Here is a 21,122-nt window from a genome sequence, read left to right on the forward strand (position 1 = left end):
CTTTTTTATTCTGCAGATCCTTTTTCCATCGATTTTTTTGAGGATCGATTTTTCGAAAAGAAAGTTCTGTTCAGAAGATGTGTAACGGCTTTTTGCAGCGTGTGGTAATCTGCTTCACTGCAGCTTATACGAGCTATCCATACCAAATCATAGCCCTTGGGCAGCTGGTCACCCTTTTCCCGTAATATTTCTTTTAGCCGTCGTTTTACTTTGTTCCGTACCACACTTTTTCCGACTTTTTTTGATACCGTAATGCCTATTCGTGTTTCTACCTGTGGATTTTTTCGATAGTAAAGGACTAAGTTACGGTTCGCCACCGATTTTCCTTTTTGATAAATCGTACGAAATTCTTTGTTCTTTTTAATAGTCGGGACGGGTTTCACTTTATTTCCTCCCTCCCGCTGAAAGTATTCTTTTCATTCTATAGAGATAAATCTTATCTAGAGATAAATCCCATACAGAAAAAGGCCACATCCCGCGGCCTTATGCAGTCAGCACTTTTCTTCCTCTTCTTCTTCTGTTTCTTAATATATTTCTTCCGCTCTTTGTTCTCATTCTTTTCCGGAAGCCATGCTCTTTACTTCTTTGTCTTCTTTTTGGCTGGTAAGTTCTTTTCACCGTGAATGCACCCCCTTTACATCTGGTCAGCGGCGAAGGATAAAATCCACATAAACAACTGATGAATCAGACACTGATACACATAGATTATAACGATATCCTATTCTAGTGTCAAGAAAAGAAAACTGTGGAAAAGTAAGTCCACAAAAAATGTGGAAAAAAATTTTTACTCAAGTAAATGTGGATAAACCATAAAAAAATTAATGTGTTTCATGAATAAATGTGGATAAATTCCTTGATTTATGTAGCTTTAAGAATTAAAATGAATTTTGTCATTTTATTCATACTTATCCACAGGGTGTGGATAAAATTGTGGGTAAATAAGCTATCCTGCTGATAAAAACTCATTATCAAAAAAGAAACAGAAAATATGTTTTGTGGATAAAGGCTTATTTGCTATCTTTCGCCACTCTTTATATAATAGGACTCATCAACAAGATTTTAACAATTAATCCACAGAGTTATACACAAATTCACAGGCAAATAACTTTGCGGGTTTATTATTATGGAAAGCTACAGGAGGTTTACAGCATGGATCAGCAGTTATCACAGATATGGGACGAAACACTTAGTGTCATTGAACAGGAAGTGACCGGTGTTAGTTTTGATACCTGGATTAAAGTCATCGAACCTTTAAGGGTACAGGACGATGCAAATCAAATTATTTTTCGTGCCCCCAATCAGTTTATTAAAAATATTTTAAGTGACCGTTATCTCATCCTAATCAAAAATGCCATCAAAGAGGTGACATCCTGTTCTTATGACGTGGTTTTTCAGCTCCCTGATGAAGTGAAAACAGTTGATAGCACAACCTTAGTTACTAATACAGAAGAAGAAAAAACAGGAAACAATCAATCTTCCACAGAGAAAACTCAAACAGCCACAACGATTCAGACAGCTAACAATAATCTTAACCCCAAGTATATTTTTGATACCTTTGTGGTTGGTAACAGTAACCGTTTTGCTCATGCCGCATCGGTAGCTGTCTCTGAGGCACCAGCAAAAGCCTATAATCCCCTCTTTATTTATGGAGGTGTCGGCTTAGGAAAAACGCATCTGATGCATGCCATTGGCCATCACATCTTACAAAGTAATAAACAAATGAAAGTTTTTTATTCATCTTCAGAAACCTTTACCAATGAACTGATAAATTCAATCCGGGATGATAAAAACATTGAATTTCGAAATAAATATCGAAATGTGGATGTATTACTGATTGATGATATCCAGTTTATTGCTAATAAAGAAAGAACCCAGGAAGAGTTTTTCCACACTTTTAATGCCCTTCACCAATATAATAAACAAATTATTATTTCCAGTGACCGACCACCAAAAGAAATCCCTACTTTGGAAGAAAGGCTTCGAAGTCGATTTGAATGGGGTTTAATTGCCGATATTCAACCGCCGGATTATGAAACAAGGATTGCCATCCTGCGAAAAAAAGCTCATTTAGAACAATTAAATGTTTCTGATGATGTTTTACTCTTTATTGCTAAAAAAATACAATCCAATATCCGGGAGTTAGAAGGAGCCTTAAACCGAATCGTAGTCCATTGCAAACTTAATAATAATGAACTGAATATTGATACCGCCAGTCGTATTATTAATGAAGTCTTCACTACTCAGTCAAAACAGATTAATGTAGGATTTATTAAAGAATATATTTCTAATCAATATAGCATCAAAGCAGAAGATCTAGATTCTACCAAACGTACTCGTTCTATTGCTTTTCCCAGACAAATCGCCATGTATTTAACCAGAGAACTGACCGATTTATCTTTACCTAAAATAGGTAAAGAATTTGGTAATCGGGATCATACAACAGTGATGCATGCCCATGATAAAATTGTCAAAGAAATGGAAAAAGATGATCGCTTAAAACAACGGGTTGAAGAAATGTTAAGAGAAATAAAAGGTGGGGATTAACCTATCCCCATCACCATGTGTAAAAAATGTGAAAAGGCTGTGGATAAATTGTGGATAAGTTTTTATCCATTAATTTTTTGCACCTGACTGTGGTAAATGTGGATAAAAAAACATTTTTTACACAAGTTTCTTCACAGGTCAAAACGTTGAAAAAACAAGATTTTGACCGGATCTTAAACAAATTCACAGGGCCTATTACTATGACTACTAACTTTTACTTTTTTGTTGTCTGTTCTTCGAGTTCCATATAATAAAAGGAGGTTATCCACAATGCGTTTCACCATCGATCAAAAGGACCTAATGAAAAGTTTATCTACGGTTCAAAAAGGCGTTTCCAGCAAAACAACCCTTCCTGTTCTGAAAGGTGTTTTCGTCGAAGCGTCAGAAAACTACTTGAAATTAGTCACGACAGATCTGGAAATAGGAATTGAACATTTTGTTTCTGCAGAAGTGGAAGAAGATGGCATTTTTGTTGCTGATGCAAAGTTATTATCCTCTTATATAAGAAAACTACCTTCCCGACCAGTGACGTTTACGGTAGATGAACAGAATCAATTAACCATATCCTGTGACCATATTTCTTTCACGTTGCATTTACTGGAAAAAGAAGAGTTTCCGGAATTACCTATTGTGATGGCGGAAAACTCTTTTACGATTCCACAGGAGTTATTTAAAAGCATGGTACACCAAACGGTATTTTGTGCCTCTCAGGATGAAACAAAACCTTCCCTGCTAGGGTTAAGAGTCGAATTAAAAGACCAGAACCTAAGGTTAATCGGTGTTGACGGGTTTCGGTTAGCTTATCGAAACAGTCCGGTAGAATCTGATTTAGAAGAAGGTTTTACCATACCTGTAAAGGCCATGAATGAATTAATTCAGATTACAGGAGATACACCGTCTCCCATGCAGATTGCTTTTACGGATAAACAAATTGTTTTCTCTCTGGACAATACAAAAATGATCTCCAGAAGAATTGAGAAAGCCTTTATTGAATATGAAAATATTTTGCCAAATGAACACGAAACCAGAATGGTTCTAAGAAAAGATGCCCTTCAAAGTGCGGTAGATCGTGCTTCTTTATTGGGAAGCGAAGGAAAAAGCAGCTTAATGAAATGGAACCTTGAAAATGGTGAATTAATGATGTTTTCTCATACACAAACTGGTCAGATGAAAGAAAAGGTGACGGTGGAGCAAGAAGGAGATAATATGGAGATTGCTTTTAACGCCCGTTACTTAATGGACGCTTTACGAGTTATTGAAGAAGAAGAAATTGCCATTCATATCATTAATCACCGAAGCCCTGCACTTATTAAGCCGGTAGAAGGAGATCACTATTTACACTTAGTTCTTCCTGTCAGAATGGCAACAACGGAAGAAGAATAAATAATGTGAATAGTATGAATAGTGTTCATTCGCATGCGGATTGAAAGAGGAGGGAGAAGGAATGAAATCTTTTCAGATTGAAGGGGAATGGATAAAACTGGATCAATTACTGAAAGCGGCTGAAATAGTGGATAGTGGTGGTCAGGCAAAAATATTTATTAATGCTGGTATTGTCACCGTAAATGGAGAAATCGTATACCAGAGAGGGAAAAAAATATATCCTGGCGATGAAGTGACGGTAGACCATCAACAGATCAAGATCACCTAAAAGCCTGAAGAAAAAGAGGTGAATAGATTGCTTCTGAACAGCGTTAAAATAAAAAATTATCGGAATTATGATCAGGAAGAAATGACATTTGGTCCTGGTCTGAATGTCTTTATTGGCGAAAATGCTCAAGGGAAGACTAATTTGCTGGAAGCTTTGTATTTATGTGCCACCCTTCGTTCCTTTCGAACCAGAAAAGATAGGGAATTAATAAAAAAAGAGGAAGATCAGGCTTATATTAAACTGGAAGTAAGCAGTCAAGAAGGCGAAAAAACCCTGGAAATGCTGTTAAAAAAAGATCAGAAGAAAAGGGTTAAGAAGAATGGCTTAAGCGTGACATCAATTAGCGATTTATTAGGAACGGTGAAAGCCGTTCTTTTTTCGCCGGAAGACCTTAAAATTGTTAAAGACAGCCCTTTGGAAAGAAGACAGTTTATGGATAGCGAAATCATTCAAACCTCACCACGTTATTATCACAGCCTTAAAAGCTACCAAAAAATAGTAAAGCAACGAAATCAATTACTTAAAAAAATGGATGTCAACGAAGAACAACTTATGGTGTGGGATCAGCAATTATCCGAATATGCCAGTATGGTTCTACAGTTGCGACACCAATTTTTATCAGAATTATTAGCCTTGGCAAAACCAATTCATCAAGCAATAACGGAAGGAAAAGAAGCTTTAGATCTGGAATACAGTCCGGGGATAAAATTACCAAAGGATTGGTATCGCTATGCACAAGTGGATTTAAGGGATTATATTCAAGGGGAAATGGAAAGGTACCGAAAAAAGGACCTTTACCATCGGACAACACATTTAGGCCCTCATCGGGATGATATTCATTTTATGATTAATGGGATGGAAGTAAGGCGATTTGGATCACAGGGACAAAAAAGAACCGTCGTTTTATCCCTTAAATTGGCGGTACTAGAATGGGTAAAAAAAGAATCTGGCGAATATCCTGTATTGATGTTAGATGATGTCACCAGTGAATTGGATCATAAACGTCAAGAATATTTACTGCATTATCTAAAACCAATACAAACCTTTATCACGACCACTCATTTTGATGAAAAAATGAAAAAAAATTCTGAAGGTAGCTTTTTTTTGATTCAAGATGGAAAAATAAAGAAAAAAACATGGTAAATTAGCTTTCCTTCCGGAAAGCTTAGACTGAAGACAAATTATGTAGACATGGTAATTTGAGGCGAGGACATCTAACAAAGAGCTTGTATGTGTTTTTCGAAAAAGAGAGAAAACCGGTAGAAATCCTTGTTTGAAAAGAGTACCCGCAGGGCACGAGTGAGTTTGGATTTCTGTTTTCGACCTTTCGACCAAAACACACAAGATCGTAGTGTTATAACCGAGTTCAAATTACTTTGTCTACAACCTGCAGCTTTCCTTCCGGAAAGCTTTCCAAAAATCAACAAAAACGATATAATGAATATGTTAAGGACAATTCAAAGAGGAGTTGATCCCTATTCGCTATGTATTTACATATTGGAGATAATTTATTGGTCCGAAAAAAAGAAATCATCGCCATTATGGACATTCGAAAAATAAGTCATGCAGAAAAATCAACACTGACTTGTTTTCATAAAGGTGATGAATCTGTTAAATCTTTGGTTATTTTATCACCTTCTTTAACAAGACAAAAAAAAAGAAACCAACGAGGGCAACAGAAGAGGAAGGATCAACAAGGACCAGAGCATATTGTGCTGGTTTCTTCTATTTCGCCAATGACCTTAAAAGACCGTGTTTCCAATAGTTAAATAAGAAATACCAAAAGAATAGAAGTGAGGGAAATTATGGAAAACCAACAGCCTAACTATAATGCAGATCAGATACAGGTTTTGGAAGGTTTAGAACCAGTAAGAAAAAGACCTGGTATGTACATTGGTAGCACAGGAAGCCGGGGACTTCATCATTTGGTTTATGAAGCCGTTGATAACAGTATTGATGAAGCTTTAGCTGGTTACTGTACGGAAGTTACGGTTGTTATCAGTGATGATAATGCCATCCAGGTATCGGACAATGGTAGGGGCATTCCGGTAGAAGTTCATCCCCAAACAGGAAAATCAACACTGGAAACGGTGATGACTATTTTGCATGCCGGTGGAAAATTTGGCGGTGATGGCTATAAAGTTTCCGGTGGTCTTCATGGTGTTGGAATTTCAGTTGTTAACGCCTTATCAGAATACTTGAAGGTGGAAGTGAAAAGAGAAGGCTATCGGCATGTGCAGGAATATCAAAAAGGCATTCCTTTATCAGAAATATGTCAGAAAGAAGCAACAGAAGAAACGGGTACCAGCATGTTTTTTCAGCCGGATCCGGAAATATTTGAAGAAGTATTGTTTCGTTATGAATCTTTAGAAAATAGATTAAGAGAATTAGCTTTTCTTAATAAAGGCATTCGGATTAATCTGGAAGATACCCGACCAGAAAAAGAAAAAAAGAGCATTTTTCATTATGATGGAGGGATTAGAGAATTTGTCCGTCATATTAATAAAAACCGGGAAGCCATCCATGAAAGCATTATGTATTTTGAAAAAGAACGGGATAATACCATTGTAGAGATTGCCATGCAATACACAGATTCCTATACAGAAAATATTTTCACCTTTGCTAATAATATCAATACCCAGGAAGGTGGCACTCATTTAAGTGGGTTTAAAGGAGCAATGACCAGGGTTATTAATGATTATGCCCGAAAAAATGGATACCTGAAAGAAAAAGACCTTAACCTGCTGGGAGAAGACATAAGAGAAGGATTAACCGCCGTTATTTCTGTGAAATTAATGGACCCACAATATGAAGGTCAGACAAAAACAAAACTGGGCAACAGTGAAATAAAAGGAATTGTGGAAGGTTTTACCGGCGAATTTTTGGATTCTTTTCTGGAAGAAAATCCGGCTGACGCCAGAATTGTCATGGATAAATGCCTTCGTGCCCAAAGAGCCAGAGAAGCGGCTAAAAAAGCCAGAGAACTTACCCGTCGTAAAGGGGTCCTGGAAAACACAGCACTTCCTGGAAAACTAGCTGATTGCTCTGAAAGAGATCCGTCTCTTTGTGAAATATATATTGTCGAGGGTGATAGTGCGGGAGGTAGTGCCAAGCAAGGCAGAGATAGGGCTACCCAAGCGATTTTACCTTTAAGGGGAAAAATTCTTAACGTAGAAAAAGCCCGGTTGGACAGAATGTTAAATTTTTCTGAAATAAGAGCCATGATCACAGCTTTTGGCTGCGGCATTGGGGATGAATTTGACCTAAATAAGCTGCGTTACCATAAAATTATTATTATGACGGATGCGGATGTAGACGGTGCTCATATTCGGACACTATTACTTACTTTCTTTTTCCGTCATATGAAATCCTTAGTGGAAAGTGGTCATATCTATATTGCTCAACCGCCTTTATATAAACTGAGCCGAGGGAAAGATCAGCGATACGCCTATTCGGATGAAGAAATGAAAAAACAGATGCAGGAAATGAGCCCAGAAAAAGAAGGTATCGTTGGTATTCAGCGTTACAAAGGGCTTGGTGAAATGAATCCGGAACAGCTATGGGATACTACCATGAATCCACAGACAAGAACCTTATTACAAGTTAGTATAGAAGAAGCCGCTGTGGCGGACGAAATTTTTACTACCTTGATGGGAGAAAAAGTGGAACCAAGAAGACAGTTTATTGAAAACAATGCAAAATATGTCACCAACCTTGACATATAAGAGGGGGATAATAGGCGATGGAACAAGAAATGGATAAAATTCTCCCGATAGGCATCGAGGAAGAGATGAAAAAATCTTATATCGACTATGCAATGAGTGTTATTGTGGGTCGTGCTTTGCCAGATGTAAGAGATGGGTTTAAGCCTGTCCATCGACGAATTTTATACGCCATGAATGAACTGGGATTAGCACCAGAAAAAGCACATCGAAAATCAGCCCGTATTGTCGGGGATGTTTTAGGTAAATATCATCCTCATGGAGATAGTGCTGTTTATTTTGCAATGGTCAGGATGGCTCAGGATTTTTCAATTCGTTACCCGCTGGTGGATGGGCACGGAAACTTTGGATCCGTTGACGGTGATAGCCCGGCGGCTATGCGTTATACAGAAGCAAAGTTAGGAAAAATTGCTGTTGAAATGTTAAGGGATATCCAAAAAGAAACCGTTGATTTTACACTCAACTTTGATGAAACATTAAAAGAACCACAAGTACTTCCTAGCCGTTATCCAAACTTATTAGTCAATGGATCTAACGGAATTGCCGTCGGAATGGCTACTTCTATTCCTCCTCATAATTTAGGTGAGGTGATTGATGGTGCCATTCAGTATATGGATGATCCGGAAATATCCCTGGAAGAAATGATGACCTTTATACAAGGACCGGATTTTCCAACCGGTGCTACCATTATTGGGAAAGCAGGAATAATTGAAGCCTACCGTACCGGCAGAGGTCGGGCTAAGGTAAGGGCAAAAGCTGCTATTGAACCAATGGATAAAGGAAAACAACAAATTATTGTGACAGAACTTCCTTATCAGGTAAATAAAGCGAAGCTAATTGAAAAAATAGCTCAATTAGTCCGGGACAAAAAAATAGAAGGAATCACAGACCTACGGGACGAAAGTGACCGGACTGGTATGCGTATTGTGATTGAACTTCGAAAAGACGCCAATGCCAATGTTATTCTAAACAAATTATATAAACATTCTCAAATGGAAGACACCTTTAGCATTATTATGCTGGCCTTAGTTGACGGGCAACCACAAATCTTAAACCTGAAAGAAATGATTCACCATTATATTCAACACCAGAAAGAAATTATTACCCGGCGGACACAATTTGATCTTAAAAAAGCAGAAGACAAAGCCCATATTTTAGAAGGCCTTAAAATAGCGTTAGATCATCTGGACGAAGTCATCAAACTAATCCGAGGTTCTCGCACAGGAGCAGAAGCTAAAGAAGGGCTGATGAATCAGTTCGGACTTTCAGACCGACAGGCTCAGGCAATATTAGATATGAGGCTGCAACGTTTAACCGGCTTAGAACGCGATAAAGTAATGGAAGACTATCAAGTGACGTTGGCATTAATCAAAGAATTAAAAGAAATCTTAGCCAGTGAAACCTTGATCAACGATATTATAAGAGATGAATTAACAGAAATCCGTGATAAGTATGGGGACCCCCGACGTACGGATATTGAAGAAGATGTAAATGAACTCAATATGGAAGACTTTATTGCTGAAGAAGACGTGGTCATTACCATGACACATTTTGGTTATTGTAAACGAGTACCACTGGATATTTATAAAAGCCAGAAAAGAGGCGGAAAAGGAATTAGTGGTTTGAGTACAAGAGATGATGATTTTGTGGAAAGGCTTATTATCACTTCTACCCACAGTTCTCTTCTTTTCTTTACCAATAAAGGAAAAGTCTACAAAATGAAAGCCTATGAAATACCGGAAGGTAAACGTCAATCTAAAGGATCGGCCATTGTGAATTTATTACAATTAGATTCAGATGAAAAAATCAGTGCCACCATTCCGGTAAATAAAAATTGTCAGTTACAGTACTTAATGATGGCCACTCAAAAAGGGCTGGTGAAAAAAACCCAGTTATGCCAGTTTGAAAGAGGTCGTAAAAAAGGATTAATAGCCATTAATCTAAAAGAAAATGATGAACTGATCAGCGTTCGTATGGTGAATGATGATCAAAAAATCATATTGGTGACGGCAAAAGGGATCGCCATCCGATTTAATGAAAAAGATATAAGAGAAACAGGAAGAAGTTCCATGGGTGTCCGGGGCATTAAACTGAAAAAAGATGATAAACTGGTGTCCATGGTTGTTTCTGAAGAAGACGGCGATTTACTGGTAGTGAGTGAACGAGGTTATGGAAAGAGAACCGATATCAACCAATATAAAGTTCAGTCCCGAGGTGGGAAAGGACTATACACCTACCAATATAGTGAAGAAACCGGTGAAATCATTGGTGCAAGGCTTACCTATGATGATGATGAGCTGCTGCTGATTAATCAAGATGGTAGTATTATACGCTTGGATATGCAGCCGATTCCATGCCTTAATCGACGAACCAAAGGGGTTAAACTAATGAGAACAGATGAAAATCATTACATCATCTCGATGGCATTGGTACCTAGAAGAGAAGAAGATCCGATGGATAAAGGGATCGATGAAGAACAGGAAGAAGAGACAGAACAGAAAGAAGAGAAAACAGAAATAGAGAATCAAAGCGAGGAATAAAAGCATGTCAGTCTTCTAAGAAGAAGACTGACATGCTTTTTTCTTTGATGACATAAGAAGATACCCATATTAAGAAAATTTTACACTCTATTTTATGGTTAACATGGTGAAATTCGGTATCTTCTGTTATAATTACCTATAAGTGTTCTTTTTTGAAAACAATATACGAAAAGCATACCTAATACGACAAAGGGAGGGAAGTATATTGGCACTGACAATTCAAAAAACATACAACGAATCAGAAGAAAAATGGATTATGGTTCTTGAAGGAGAAGTAGACCTTCATACAGCAGACCAACTGAAAGAAGCGGTTAATCAAATGCTGAGCGAAAAAACAGAAGATGTTAAAATTTTAGGTGATCGGTTAGATTATATTGATAGTACAGGCCTCAGTGTCTTTATTAGTGCACTTAAAAAATTACAAAAAGAAAACAAGAGTATTATTCTGAAAAACATGAAGCCAAGCATAAAAAAATTATTAAATATCACAGGATTGGATAAAATAATAGTGGTAGAATAAAATAACTATAAGAAAAGTGTGGGATGATTTGTGAATTTGAAAACAAAGGAGTTAAGCCAAATGAGTAAAGAGCTCACCCAAGAGATGATTGAAATTTCAATCCCTCATCGAGCTGAGTATGTTAGCCTAGTAAGACTGACGGTTGCATCAATTGCTAATCGTATGGGGTTTGATATTGAAGATATCGAAGATATCAAAGTGGCCCTTTCAGAAGCCTGCTCCAATGCTATTATGCATGGAGGATGTCCTAAAGATGATAATTTTATCGTCCAGTTTTTATTGGAAAAAGCACGTTTAACGATTTCTGTCTCTGATTTTGGCAAGGGATATCAAAAAGAGAGTATTCCGGAACCTAATACGGAAGAACTCAGAGAAGGAGGACTGGGGATTTTTATCATCAAATCCCTGATGGATGATGTACATATTGATTCTGGAAGCAACCAGGGCACATCTATCAGAATGATAAAAAATCTAAGGGAGGAGTCCTGATGCATACATCTTTTTCAAAAAAAGAATCTGATCTTAAAGAGATACCACCGATGGACTCGCTCAGTGATAAAGAATTATTTTTATTATACAAAGATAACAGGCATGTATATATCCGTAATGAATTGGTAAAAAGACATTTGTTTATCGCTGAAATTCTTTCCAGAAAATACCTTAATAAAGGGATAGACTATGAAGATATTTATCAAGTGGCATCCCTTGGTTTAATCTATGCGATTGAACGATTTGATACGGAAAGAGGTTATGAATTTTCCAGTTTTGCCACACCAACCATTATCGGGGAAATCAAAAAATATTTCCGGGATAAAGGCTGGTCCATTCGTGTGCCCAGAAGAATTCAGGAATTATCAAAAAAAATCAACACCACTAAATCCACTCTGCAACAAGAACTTCAACGAACTCCTAAAATAAAAGACATTGCCGAGTATCTTAACTGTACGGAAGAAGAAGTCATCGAAGCCATGGAGGCTAATCAGGTATATACACCAAAATCCCTAGACCTGACTTACGATAATGAAGGGGAAGATAAGGATATTCAGTTTATGGACCTGATCGGTGAACCTGATAAAATGTTTGATTTTATTGAAAATCGTGATTTTATTTATCAGGCCATGGAAAAGCTTAACGAAGTAGAACGAATCGTACTTCAAGATCGGTTTTTTGAGAATAAAACCCAGATGCAGGTAGCAACTACCTTACAAGTTTCTCAAATGACGGTTTCACGGATGGAGAAAAAAATTATTGAAAAATTCAAGAAAGAGCTAAAAAAGACCATGATGTAAAAACCATGATGTAAAGACCATGATGCAAGGTAAAAAGTTATCTTATACAAACCGTTACATTTTGCTGAATGACTAGGAAGCAGGTGAAAAACGTATGACAAAAGGAAAAAAAGTAATCAGTATCCTCATAGCGGCGTTTATTATTGGAACGCTGTTTTTCAATGAAATCATTCTTTTTATCACTGATTTACAGTGGTTTCAAGACCTAGGCTATGAAAGGGTGTTTCTTAAAAAAATACAAACCCAACTAATGCTGGGAGTACCCATTTTTTTCCTGTCCGGATTTTTTTACTATTACTATTTCCGGTTTATGAAAAATCGCTATGAAAAAAAAATAGCCAGTTTTCATCAAACCGTATCCAATAAAACCATTAACCGATGGCTATTACTACCGGCAAGCCTTATGGCGTTTATAACAGCTACCTCCATTGCCGGACAGTATTGGTGGCAATTATTAACCTTTCGCCATCAAGTACCGTTTGCGATTAATGACCCGGTTTTTGGGAATGATCTGGCCTGGTATTTCTTTACATGGCCATTGCTTAGAGAAGGCTTGGGTACTTTTATTACCCTTCTATTTCTACTGGTTCTCATTACAGCTATCTTTTTTGGAGCAATGGTTTTTCTTAGAAGACCAACTTTAGTAGAAGTATCCGAAGGAGAAAATCCACGAACACAAATGCTTAACCGGTTCTTATCTTTTGGTGCCGGTAATTTAGTGGTACTGGGTGTATTGTTTTTTTTAACCACTGGAGCAAGATTTTTTGTCAGTCTTTACGACATTCTTTATTCTCCCCAGGGAGCTGTTTATGGTGCCAGTTTTACAGATATTAAGGTAAACCTTCCGCTGTACCGGATTCAAATGGTTGTTAGTGTTGCGGCGGCCCTTCTATTATGGCTAGGGTACCAGAAAAAGAAAAAGAAATTAATGATCGCTGCACCTATATTATTACTAGTGGTTTCTATCCTGGGGCAAATCCTTTCCATTGGTGTGGAACGGTTTATGGTAGAACCTAATGTATTAGCCCGTGAAACCCCTTATATTGAAAGAAACATAGCATTTACCCGAAAAGCTTATAACTTGGATGACGTCTATGAAATGGAGTTTGATGTGGATTATCGGCTAACAAGAGAAGACTTGGAGAAAAACCCTCAAACCATTAACAATATCCGTATTAACGATTATCGACCAGCATTGGAGAGCTATAATCAATTGCAGGCGATAAGACCTTATTATCAGTTTAAGGATGTTGATATCGACCGGTATACCATTAATGATGAATACCGGCAGGTTTTTTTATCCGCCAGAGAACTGAATATGGATCGCATCAGTGACTCCGCTAAAACCTGGTTAAACATGCACTTAAAATATACCCATGGATACGGGGCGGTGCTGTCACCGGTCAATCAGGTAACAACACAGGGACAACCAGAATTATTTATCCGTAACATTCCACCAGTCAGTATGATTGACAAAGAAATTACCCGGCCGGAAATATATTTTGGAGAACTGACCAACCATTATATTATTGTGAATACGGATGAAATGGAATTTGATTATCCAATGGGTGAAGATAATGCAGAAACCAGATTTGAAGGAGAGGCAGGCATTGAGTTAAAAGGAATTAATCGAGCACTGTATGCTCTGAGAGAACGAAATTTCCGTATTTTTCTATCTGGCAGCATTTCCGGAGAAAGCCGTATTATTTTTGACCGAAATGTGATGGATCGAGTTACGAAAATAGCTCCTTTTCTTCATTACGATGAGGATCCCTATCTTATTATTCATGAAGGAAGCCTCTACTGGATGATGGACGCCTTTACTTTAGGCGATAAATATCCTTATGCTACTCCTTATATGGAAGGAAATAAGAATTATATCCGAAACTCAGTGAAAGTAGTGGTTGATGCCTATCATGGCACCACCGACTTTTATATTGCCGAACCGGAAGATCCAGTGATTCAAACCTACAGCAATATCTTTCCAGGACTTTTCCAGCCTTTGGAAGCCATGCCGGAAGGACTTCAACAACATATTCGCTACCCTCAGGAAATATTTGATATCCAAACCGTGGTGTATGAAAGATATCATATGAGTAATCCTTCTGTTTTTTATTTAGACGAGGATTTGTGGAATATCGCTCAGGAAAGATATTCCGGTCAATTTCAGCCTGTAGAATCCCAGTATATGATCTACTCCCTGCCGGAGGAGGAAAAAGAAGAGTTTTTATTATCCGTACCCTATACCCCTAACCGGTTAAATAATATGGTTGCTAAACTGGTAGCCCGAAGTGATGGAGAACATTATGGAGAACTGGTATTATACCGGATGCCGAAAGACCGAAATATTTATGGGCCAAGGCAAATCGAAGCCCGTATCGATCAAAACGAAAGAATCTCACAAAGCTTAACCCTTTGGGGAGAAGGAGGTTCTGAAGTAATAAGAGGTAATCTGTTAGTCATTCCTGTTGAAAACAGTCTGCTATACGTAGAACCCCTTTATATAAGAGCGGCAAATTCTGAAAGCCCACCGGAAGTTAAACAGGTGATTGCTGCTTTTGGGGATGATATTGTGATGGAAAACACCTTGGAAGAAGCCTTGGAAAGTCTTTTCGGTGCTGGGCCACCAAGCATACCGGAGGAAGATGATGTGCCAGAAGAAGCATTACCGGAGGAAGTAATAGAGGAAGATGACATATCGGAAGAAAGTCCAGCCGAAAGACCAGAAGAAACGCCCTCTTATGACTTTACCGATGCTACGGTTCAGGAGATTATCCAAGAAGCCAACCGTGCTTTTGACGAAGCACAGAGAGCATCTCAACAAGGAGACTGGGCAGCTTACGGAGAAGCTTTAAACCGCTTGGAAGAAGCCTTAAGACGCTTGGAAAGCCAGTAACAAAGAGAAAGAAATAGAGGTTATCTTTTTTGAAAGAATTGTCAAGTGAACGTAGATATGATAAAATACAGAAAAATGTATCCATTAACTAAGAAGGGTCCAGTAAATTCCTTTTCTTTTTATAGAGAGTCGACGGTGGCTGAAAGTCGATAAAGGAAAGAATTGAAACCAGCCTGGAGTTGCTGTAAAAAGCCGGCAGCCCACCGTTATCGGGTTTTAGAGAGGACTTTCTGAACAAAGAAAGTCAATCAGGGTGGCAACGCGGAGATCAAGGCCTTCGTCCCTTCAGGGGATGAAGGCTATTTTTGTGAAGAAAAAAGGAGGAAAAACAAATGTTAGATATGAAACGTATTAGAAATGAACTGGATAGTATGAAAGCTGCTATGAATCGGCGAGGCGAAGCCGATATCGACCTGGACGAAGTAGTAGCCTTAGATGAAGAACGCCGAAAACGACTTCAGGAAGTAGAACAAATGAAAAGCGAACAAAACCGAGTATCAAAAGAAATTCCAAAACTAAAAAAAGCCGGGGAAGATACAACAGAAGTTATGACGCAAATGAAAGAACTATCAGCCAGTATAAAAGATTTGGACGCCAAGATAACACAGGTGGAAGAAACCTTGCATGAAAAAATGATGCGTATTCCTAATGTTCCTCATCCGGAAGTGCCACAAGGTGAAACAGATGAAGATAATGTGGAAGTAAAAACCTGGGGAGAAAAACCAGCCTTTGATTTTGAACATCAGGCCCATTGGGATGTGGGTGGCAATTTGGATATCTTAGATTTTGAAAGAGCTGCCAAGGTAACCGGGTCCCGTTTTGTTCTCTATAAGAAAGCCGGTGCCAGGCTGGAACGGGCTCTTATTAACTTTATGCTGGACCTTCACATTAACGAACACGGGTATGAAGAAGTGTTACCACCTTTTATGGTCAACCGTCAAAGTATGACTGGTACCGGTCAATTGCCTAAATTTGAGGAAGATACTTTTCGGATTCCTCAAAAAGATTTCTTTCTTGTTCCAACAGCCGAAGTGCCTGTTACCAATATTTACCGGGATGAAATTCTGGAAGAAGAAGCCATGCCTTTATACTATGCCGCCTATACCCCTTGTTTTCGTTCTGAAGCCGGATCAGCCGGTCGGGATACAAGAGGTCTGATCCGTCAGCATCAATTTAATAAAGTAGAGATGGTGAAATTCACTACTCCGGAAACTTCCTATCAAGAATTAGAAAGCTTAGTGGCAAATGCAGAAAAAGTGTTGCAAACCCTTCAGCTTCCTTATCGGATTGTGAAAATCGCTACAGGAGATCTCGGCTTTACAGCTGCCTTTAAGTATGACTTAGAAGTATGGATGCCAAGTTATGACCGCTATGTAGAAATCTCTTCCTGCAGTAATTTCGAAGATTTTCAGGCCAGAAGAGCCAATATCCGCTACCGGCCTAAAGACGGCGGAAAAGTAAGCTTTGTCCATACCCTAAATGGATCCGGATTGGCTGTAGGCCGAACCTTAGCCGCTATTCTGGAAAATTTCCAGCAAGCCGATGGTTCCGTAATCATACCAGAAGCCTTAAGAAGCTATATGGGAGGTATGGAAAAAATAGAAAAATAAAGCAACTTAAAAGATTAATAAAGACAAGGATTTGTAGCGCAAAGGCAGCATTTTCTAAACAAAGAAAAAAAGTTTAAGGAAAGAGATAAGAGGTAAAAGATAAACATATAGAAAGAAACCTAAGAAGAAAACCTAAAGAATAAAACGATAAAGGAAGGTGCTTCTGTGGACTCTATGGTGATGGTTTATTTCGAAGAAACCTTTGAACAATTGGATCAATGTGAAAAATGCCTGCAGCATTTGGAAAAAGGATATTCTGAAGAATATGTTAATCAGTTTTTCCGATGCGCCCATTCTATTAAAGGCTCGTCAGATGCCATGGGTTATGAAGAAGTAAAAGACCTGACCCATCAACTGGAAGATATCTGGATTTTGATACGTTCAAAACAATTATCCATCTGTAAAGACATTCTGGATATCTCCTATCAGGCGGTTGATACCATTTATCAAATGGTCGAAAACAGAAAAAACCCTGCTACAGAGCCTGACCTGGTTGCTCAGTTAATAGAAAAATCGAAAATCCTTAAACAAGAAATCGGTGCCTTTGGAGCACAAAAGACAACAAAGAAGACGGTTAAACAAAAAAAGGATGAAGCAGAAAAAGAAGAGATAGCTTCTAAACAGGTTATCCACGAAAACAAGGTGGAAGAACAGACATTATCTTACCCTAACCAATACTTTATCCAGATTATGATGGAGCCAGAAAATCCAATGCCAGCCGTTACCCAATTTCTGATTCTAAAAAGTTTAGAAGAAAATGGTGTGATTGATTATGCAAAACCATCTGTAGAAAAGATAAGGAATATGGATGAAGAGAACCATCACTTTGAAATGGAGTTTATTTTCCAGACTGCGTTAAATCGAAACGAACTTCATAAAGAAATAGAAATAGGCTATATTAAGGATTTTGTTATTATTGATCTAAAAGAAGCCTATCAAAAACATGTTCTAACTATATCGGATAAAGATTTTTTTGATTATTTTTTTCGTGAAATATCAAGAGTGATTCAGTTGATTAATGAAAAACAAAAGAAAACCATGGATCCTTCTTTTTGGAAAAAAGTAGAATTTGTGATAATTAAAATCCATTCAAAATCGGTTTTGTTGGAGAATGATTTTTATTATGATCAGCTAAAAGATCACTTAGACATCATCAAAGATTTGGTAAATATGAAGCAAAGAGATGAAACCGTGGATGCTCTGGATCATGAAACACTTTTTTTTATTCTTCAAAAAATGTTTTTGCAATTGTTGCAAGAAGTATACCGTATGATAAAAAACGAAATTATCATACGGTATATGGAAGTAAAAGAAGGACAGAATATGATCCTAACCTTCCAGAATATCACCTTAGAAATGGAACCAGAACGTTATAAAATACTGTTGATTGATATCAGCTTGTTATCAAAACTTAGAGAAGACGAAATGCAATCTCTTGAAACCGTATATCAAAAGTTAAAAGATATGGGAATCAGCATGTTTTTGGTGCATGACGGGAAAAGAAATAAACGAGTATATACCGGCCAACGCTTTTTTACCCCAATACAACATATTATTCGATACCAGAATGAAAAAGAAATGATCCGAAAAATATTAATTGCCTGGAAATCTGGTGAAGAAGTAAAAGGAGCAGAAGAAGTAGAGGAGGCAAATAATGAAAATATTGATTGCTGAAGATCATCATCCTTCCAGTTATGTACTGAAAAAATTTCTGGAAATCTATGGAGAATGTACTCTTGTAGAAAATGGCATGGATGCTGTTAATAGCTTTCTTCAATCCCTAAAAGAAGGGGAGGGTTTTGATTTAATTTGCCTTGATATTTTAATGCCTAAAATGGATGGATTAAAGACCTTACAATCGATTCGAAAGATACAGGAAAAAATGAAGAATGAAAATAAAAAAGAACCACGAATCATCATGGTAACGGCTTTGGAAGAAACGGATAATATTTATAAAGCCTTTGAAGAGGGTTGCGATGCGTATCTGGTAAAACCATATACGAAAGAAAAACTGGAAGCAACATTAAAAAAATTAGATATTCTCCCGAAAGAATCCACGTAACCCTTTCTTATCAGACTCTTTTAAAACATAAGGAGTGAAATAAATGCATAACCCTTCTGTACTGGTCATTGAAGATGAAGAAAAACTGCGAAAACTGGTAGCTACCTACTTCAAAAGAGAAAATTATCAGGTCTTTGAAGCCGCTGATGGTGTGGAAGGTGTCACCCTGTTTGAAGATCATCCTATGGATCTGGTGATTTTAGATATTATGATGCCTGGCTATGATGGATGGACGGTTTGCCGACGAATCAGAGAAGAAAGTCAGGTTCCAGTGATTTTGCTAACCGCTCGCAGTGAAGAAAATGATAAGCTTTTTGGTTTTGAACTGGGAGCCGATGACTACATGACAAAACCTTTTAGTGTCAAAGAACTGATGGCCCGCAGCAAAGCACTGCTAAAACGAAGTGGTGTGGTTTCAGAAGAAAAACAATATCAGATTGGTGAGTTGTGGGTAGATACAGATCGGCATCATGTTGAAGTGAAAGGGAAGGTAATAGACCTGACACCTAAAGAGTATGAACTTTTATTACTTTTCTTAAAAAACAGTAACCAGGCAATGGAACGGGAAACCATCTTAAATAAAGTATGGGGTTACGATTATTACGGAGATGATCGTACTGTCGATACCCATGTCAAACGATTGCGGCACAAATTAGGGGATGTTAGTCAGAGAATCCGCACCCTTCGGGGAGTTGGGTACATTTTTGAGGTGACGAAGGAATGAACATATCCATTGCCAAACGAATAAGTTTCTTATTTACTCTTTTCGCACTTCTGATTCTGGGACTGGTATGGACGGCTCAGAATTTTTTTTTGGAACCCTATTATATTTATCAAAAATCCGGACAAATTGAAAATGCTGAACAACACTTAAAAGGATTAATGGAAGAAACGGGCTTAGGAGATCCTATGCAAGAAGCAATGGATGAAATGGCTGAAAAACTGCATGGTTGGATTCTATTGATGGACGAAGACGGTCGCATTCTTCAACAAGCCAATGAAGAAACTTCTGGTAGAGGCGGACGGATGCATCACTCTTCGCCATCTCATCATTCTATGATGCGGCATATGGAAAAAGGAAGGGCATCCATGCATCAAACTCAGGGCCAAAGTGGTCCACAAAATTTTCTAACCTTAACAACACCTATTGAACCCTATTATCTATTTTTTCAAGTACCCCTACAACCTATGGAAGAAGTCTTAGGAATTGCAGCACAGTTTAATTTGCTGCTAGCCGTACTGGCACTGGTCCTTGCTTTATTTCTATCCCTAGGTTTTTCAAAAAGCATTACCAGACCTTTGCTTCAGTTAAATCATGCCGTTCAGCAAAAATCAACCACCGGTTTTTCTTTGCCTTGGAAAAAAATACCGGCCGATGAAATTGGTCAGCTGGGAATGTCTTTTCAACAGTTAACCCATGAGTTAGATCAAACCATTCAAGCCTTACAAATGGAATTAGATAAAGAGAAGAATCTGGAAAAACTGAGAAAACAGTTTGTAGCCCGAGTTTCTCATGAATTACAAACTCCTATCGCGTTGATTCAAGGATATGCTGAAGCCCTAGAAGATGGAGTGGCATCCACAGAGGAAGAAGCCAAGGAATACTTGGAAACGATTCAGGAAGAAAGCCATCAGATGAGCCGCATTGTAAAAGATTTACTGGATTTGGAACAACTGGAATCCGGTGTTTTTCGAGTGGAACAAAAACCTTTGGATCTAAAAGAGTTGCTGGAAGAAACAAAAGACCGGTTCCAATTGTTTTTTCAAGAAAAAAACCTCCAAGTTAAAATCATTCTGCCCAAAGAACCAGTGATCGTTATTGGTGATTATCAACGGTTAGAACAAGTAATGTACAATTTGCTAAAAAATGCGCTTAACCATAGCTATCAAGGTGGTATTCTTTCTTTGGCATTGGAAAGAAAAGAAAAAAAGGCAAAGGTAACGGTTTTTAATACGGGAGATCCCATTCCAGAAGAAAAAATATCGCTGATATGGGAAAGTTTTTACCGTGGCGATGACAGACGGGCAGGTAATGGTTTAGGATTGGCTATTGTAAAAAGCGTATTAGATCTTCATGACAGTGATTATGGAGTGGAAAACAAAGAAAATGGAGTGGCTTTTTTCTTCAAAATGAAGCTTTCTTAATATAGGTAATAAAATTTTTTCTTTATTTCTTCATTTCTTCATTGTTTTTTCACAGAATGGACACAATCTTTCTTTATAATGAGTTTCATAGTCACCTCCGATGAAAGAGCCTTCTGAAAAAGATGGTACGGAGAGGGACTAAA

18 protein-coding genes and 1 other annotated feature are annotated in these 21,122 nt (G+C 37.9%); of the genes, 16 read left to right on the forward strand and 2 right to left on the reverse strand.

Annotation, left to right across the window (positions count from 1 at the left end; all coding sequences use genetic code 11):
• Positions 1-5: 5 nt before the first annotated feature.
• Positions 6-383 (reverse strand): ribonuclease P protein component, encoded by a 378-nt coding sequence (gene rnpA, locus BLV55_RS10790; protein WP_093314292.1) that lies wholly within the window; start codon positions 381-383, stop codon positions 6-8.
• 100 nt (positions 384-483) lie between these two features.
• Positions 484-618: a 50S ribosomal protein L34 gene (gene rpmH, locus BLV55_RS10795; protein WP_093314294.1), complete on the reverse strand. Its 135-nt coding sequence runs from the start codon at positions 616-618 to the stop codon at positions 484-486.
• Between the two features lie 531 nt (positions 619-1,149).
• Between rpmH and dnaA the strand changes: the two genes are divergently transcribed.
• The 16 genes from dnaA to BLV55_RS10875 all read left to right on the forward strand — a co-directional run bounded on the left by dnaA (position 1,150) and on the right by BLV55_RS10875 (position 20,979).
• On the forward strand, positions 1,150-2,544 hold the full coding sequence (gene dnaA, locus BLV55_RS10800; protein WP_093314296.1) for a chromosomal replication initiator protein DnaA: 1,395 nt from the start codon (positions 1,150-1,152) through the stop codon (positions 2,542-2,544).
• Positions 2,545-2,814: 270 nt separating this feature from the next.
• Positions 2,815-3,927, forward strand: a complete 1,113-nt coding sequence (gene dnaN, locus BLV55_RS10805; RefSeq protein ID WP_093314298.1) for a DNA polymerase III subunit beta — start codon at positions 2,815-2,817, stop codon at positions 3,925-3,927.
• A 61-nt stretch (positions 3,928-3,988) separates the two neighbouring features.
• On the forward strand, positions 3,989-4,195 hold the full coding sequence (locus BLV55_RS10810) for an RNA-binding S4 domain-containing protein (RefSeq protein ID WP_093314300.1): 207 nt from the start codon (positions 3,989-3,991) through the stop codon (positions 4,193-4,195).
• Between the two features lie 27 nt (positions 4,196-4,222).
• Positions 4,223-5,338 carry a DNA replication/repair protein RecF gene (gene recF, locus BLV55_RS10815; protein ID WP_176968380.1) on the forward strand — a complete coding sequence of 372 codons (1,116 nt, stop codon included), beginning with the start codon at positions 4,223-4,225 and terminating at the stop codon, positions 5,336-5,338.
• 368 nt (positions 5,339-5,706) lie between these two features.
• Complete coding sequence (locus BLV55_RS10820; protein ID WP_143033199.1) at positions 5,707-5,964, forward strand: hypothetical protein; 258 nt, start codon at positions 5,707-5,709, stop codon at positions 5,962-5,964.
• A 36-nt stretch (positions 5,965-6,000) separates the two neighbouring features.
• Positions 6,001-7,920 carry a DNA topoisomerase (ATP-hydrolyzing) subunit B gene (gene gyrB, locus BLV55_RS10825; RefSeq protein WP_093314306.1) on the forward strand — a complete coding sequence of 640 codons (1,920 nt, stop codon included), beginning with the start codon at positions 6,001-6,003 and terminating at the stop codon, positions 7,918-7,920.
• A 17-nt stretch (positions 7,921-7,937) separates the two neighbouring features.
• Positions 7,938-10,457 carry a DNA gyrase subunit A gene (gyrA, locus tag BLV55_RS10830; protein ID WP_093314308.1) on the forward strand — a complete coding sequence of 840 codons (2,520 nt, stop codon included), beginning with the start codon at positions 7,938-7,940 and terminating at the stop codon, positions 10,455-10,457.
• A 205-nt stretch (positions 10,458-10,662) separates the two neighbouring features.
• Entirely contained in the window at positions 10,663-10,977 is a 315-nt protein-coding gene (locus BLV55_RS10835) for an STAS domain-containing protein (protein WP_093314310.1), read from the forward strand.
• Between the two features lie 60 nt (positions 10,978-11,037).
• On the forward strand, positions 11,038-11,466 hold the full coding sequence (locus tag BLV55_RS10840) for an ATP-binding protein (RefSeq protein ID WP_242870107.1): 429 nt from the start codon (positions 11,038-11,040) through the stop codon (positions 11,464-11,466).
• The gene (locus BLV55_RS10845) at positions 11,466-12,266 is read left to right on the forward strand and encodes a SigB/SigF/SigG family RNA polymerase sigma factor (RefSeq protein ID WP_093314312.1); all 801 of its coding nucleotides are present in this window, start codon (positions 11,466-11,468) and stop codon (positions 12,264-12,266) included. Before BLV55_RS10840 ends, BLV55_RS10845 begins: the two co-directional genes overlap by 1 nt.
• A 94-nt stretch (positions 12,267-12,360) precedes the next feature.
• Positions 12,361-15,162 (forward strand): UPF0182 family membrane protein, encoded by a 2,802-nt coding sequence (locus tag BLV55_RS10850; RefSeq protein WP_093314314.1) that lies wholly within the window; start codon positions 12,361-12,363, stop codon positions 15,160-15,162.
• Between the two features lie 81 nt (positions 15,163-15,243).
• Positions 15,244-15,450: a binding site (T-box leader), on the forward strand.
• Positions 15,451-15,494: 44 nt separating this feature from the next.
• The gene (serS, locus tag BLV55_RS10855; protein ID WP_093314316.1) at positions 15,495-16,772 is read left to right on the forward strand and encodes a serine--tRNA ligase; all 1,278 of its coding nucleotides are present in this window, start codon (positions 15,495-15,497) and stop codon (positions 16,770-16,772) included.
• 174 nt (positions 16,773-16,946) lie between these two features.
• Entirely contained in the window at positions 16,947-18,446 is a 1,500-nt protein-coding gene (locus tag BLV55_RS10860) for an Hpt domain-containing protein (protein WP_242870109.1), read from the forward strand.
• Complete coding sequence (locus BLV55_RS10865) at positions 18,427-18,834, forward strand: response regulator (RefSeq protein ID WP_093314320.1); 408 nt, start codon at positions 18,427-18,429, stop codon at positions 18,832-18,834. Before BLV55_RS10860 ends, BLV55_RS10865 begins: the two co-directional genes overlap by 20 nt.
• Before the next feature lie 43 nt (positions 18,835-18,877).
• Positions 18,878-19,558 carry a response regulator transcription factor gene (locus tag BLV55_RS10870; protein WP_093314322.1) on the forward strand — a complete coding sequence of 227 codons (681 nt, stop codon included), beginning with the start codon at positions 18,878-18,880 and terminating at the stop codon, positions 19,556-19,558.
• Positions 19,555-20,979, forward strand: coding sequence for a sensor histidine kinase (locus BLV55_RS10875; protein WP_093314324.1), 1,425 nt, complete (start codon positions 19,555-19,557; stop codon positions 20,977-20,979). Before BLV55_RS10870 ends, BLV55_RS10875 begins: the two co-directional genes overlap by 4 nt.
• Positions 20,980-21,122 lie beyond the last annotated feature (143 nt).

It is taken from the genome of Tindallia californiensis, assembly GCF_900107405.1.
GTDB classification, from domain to species: Bacteria; Bacillota; Clostridia; order Peptostreptococcales; family Tindalliaceae; genus Tindallia; species Tindallia californiensis.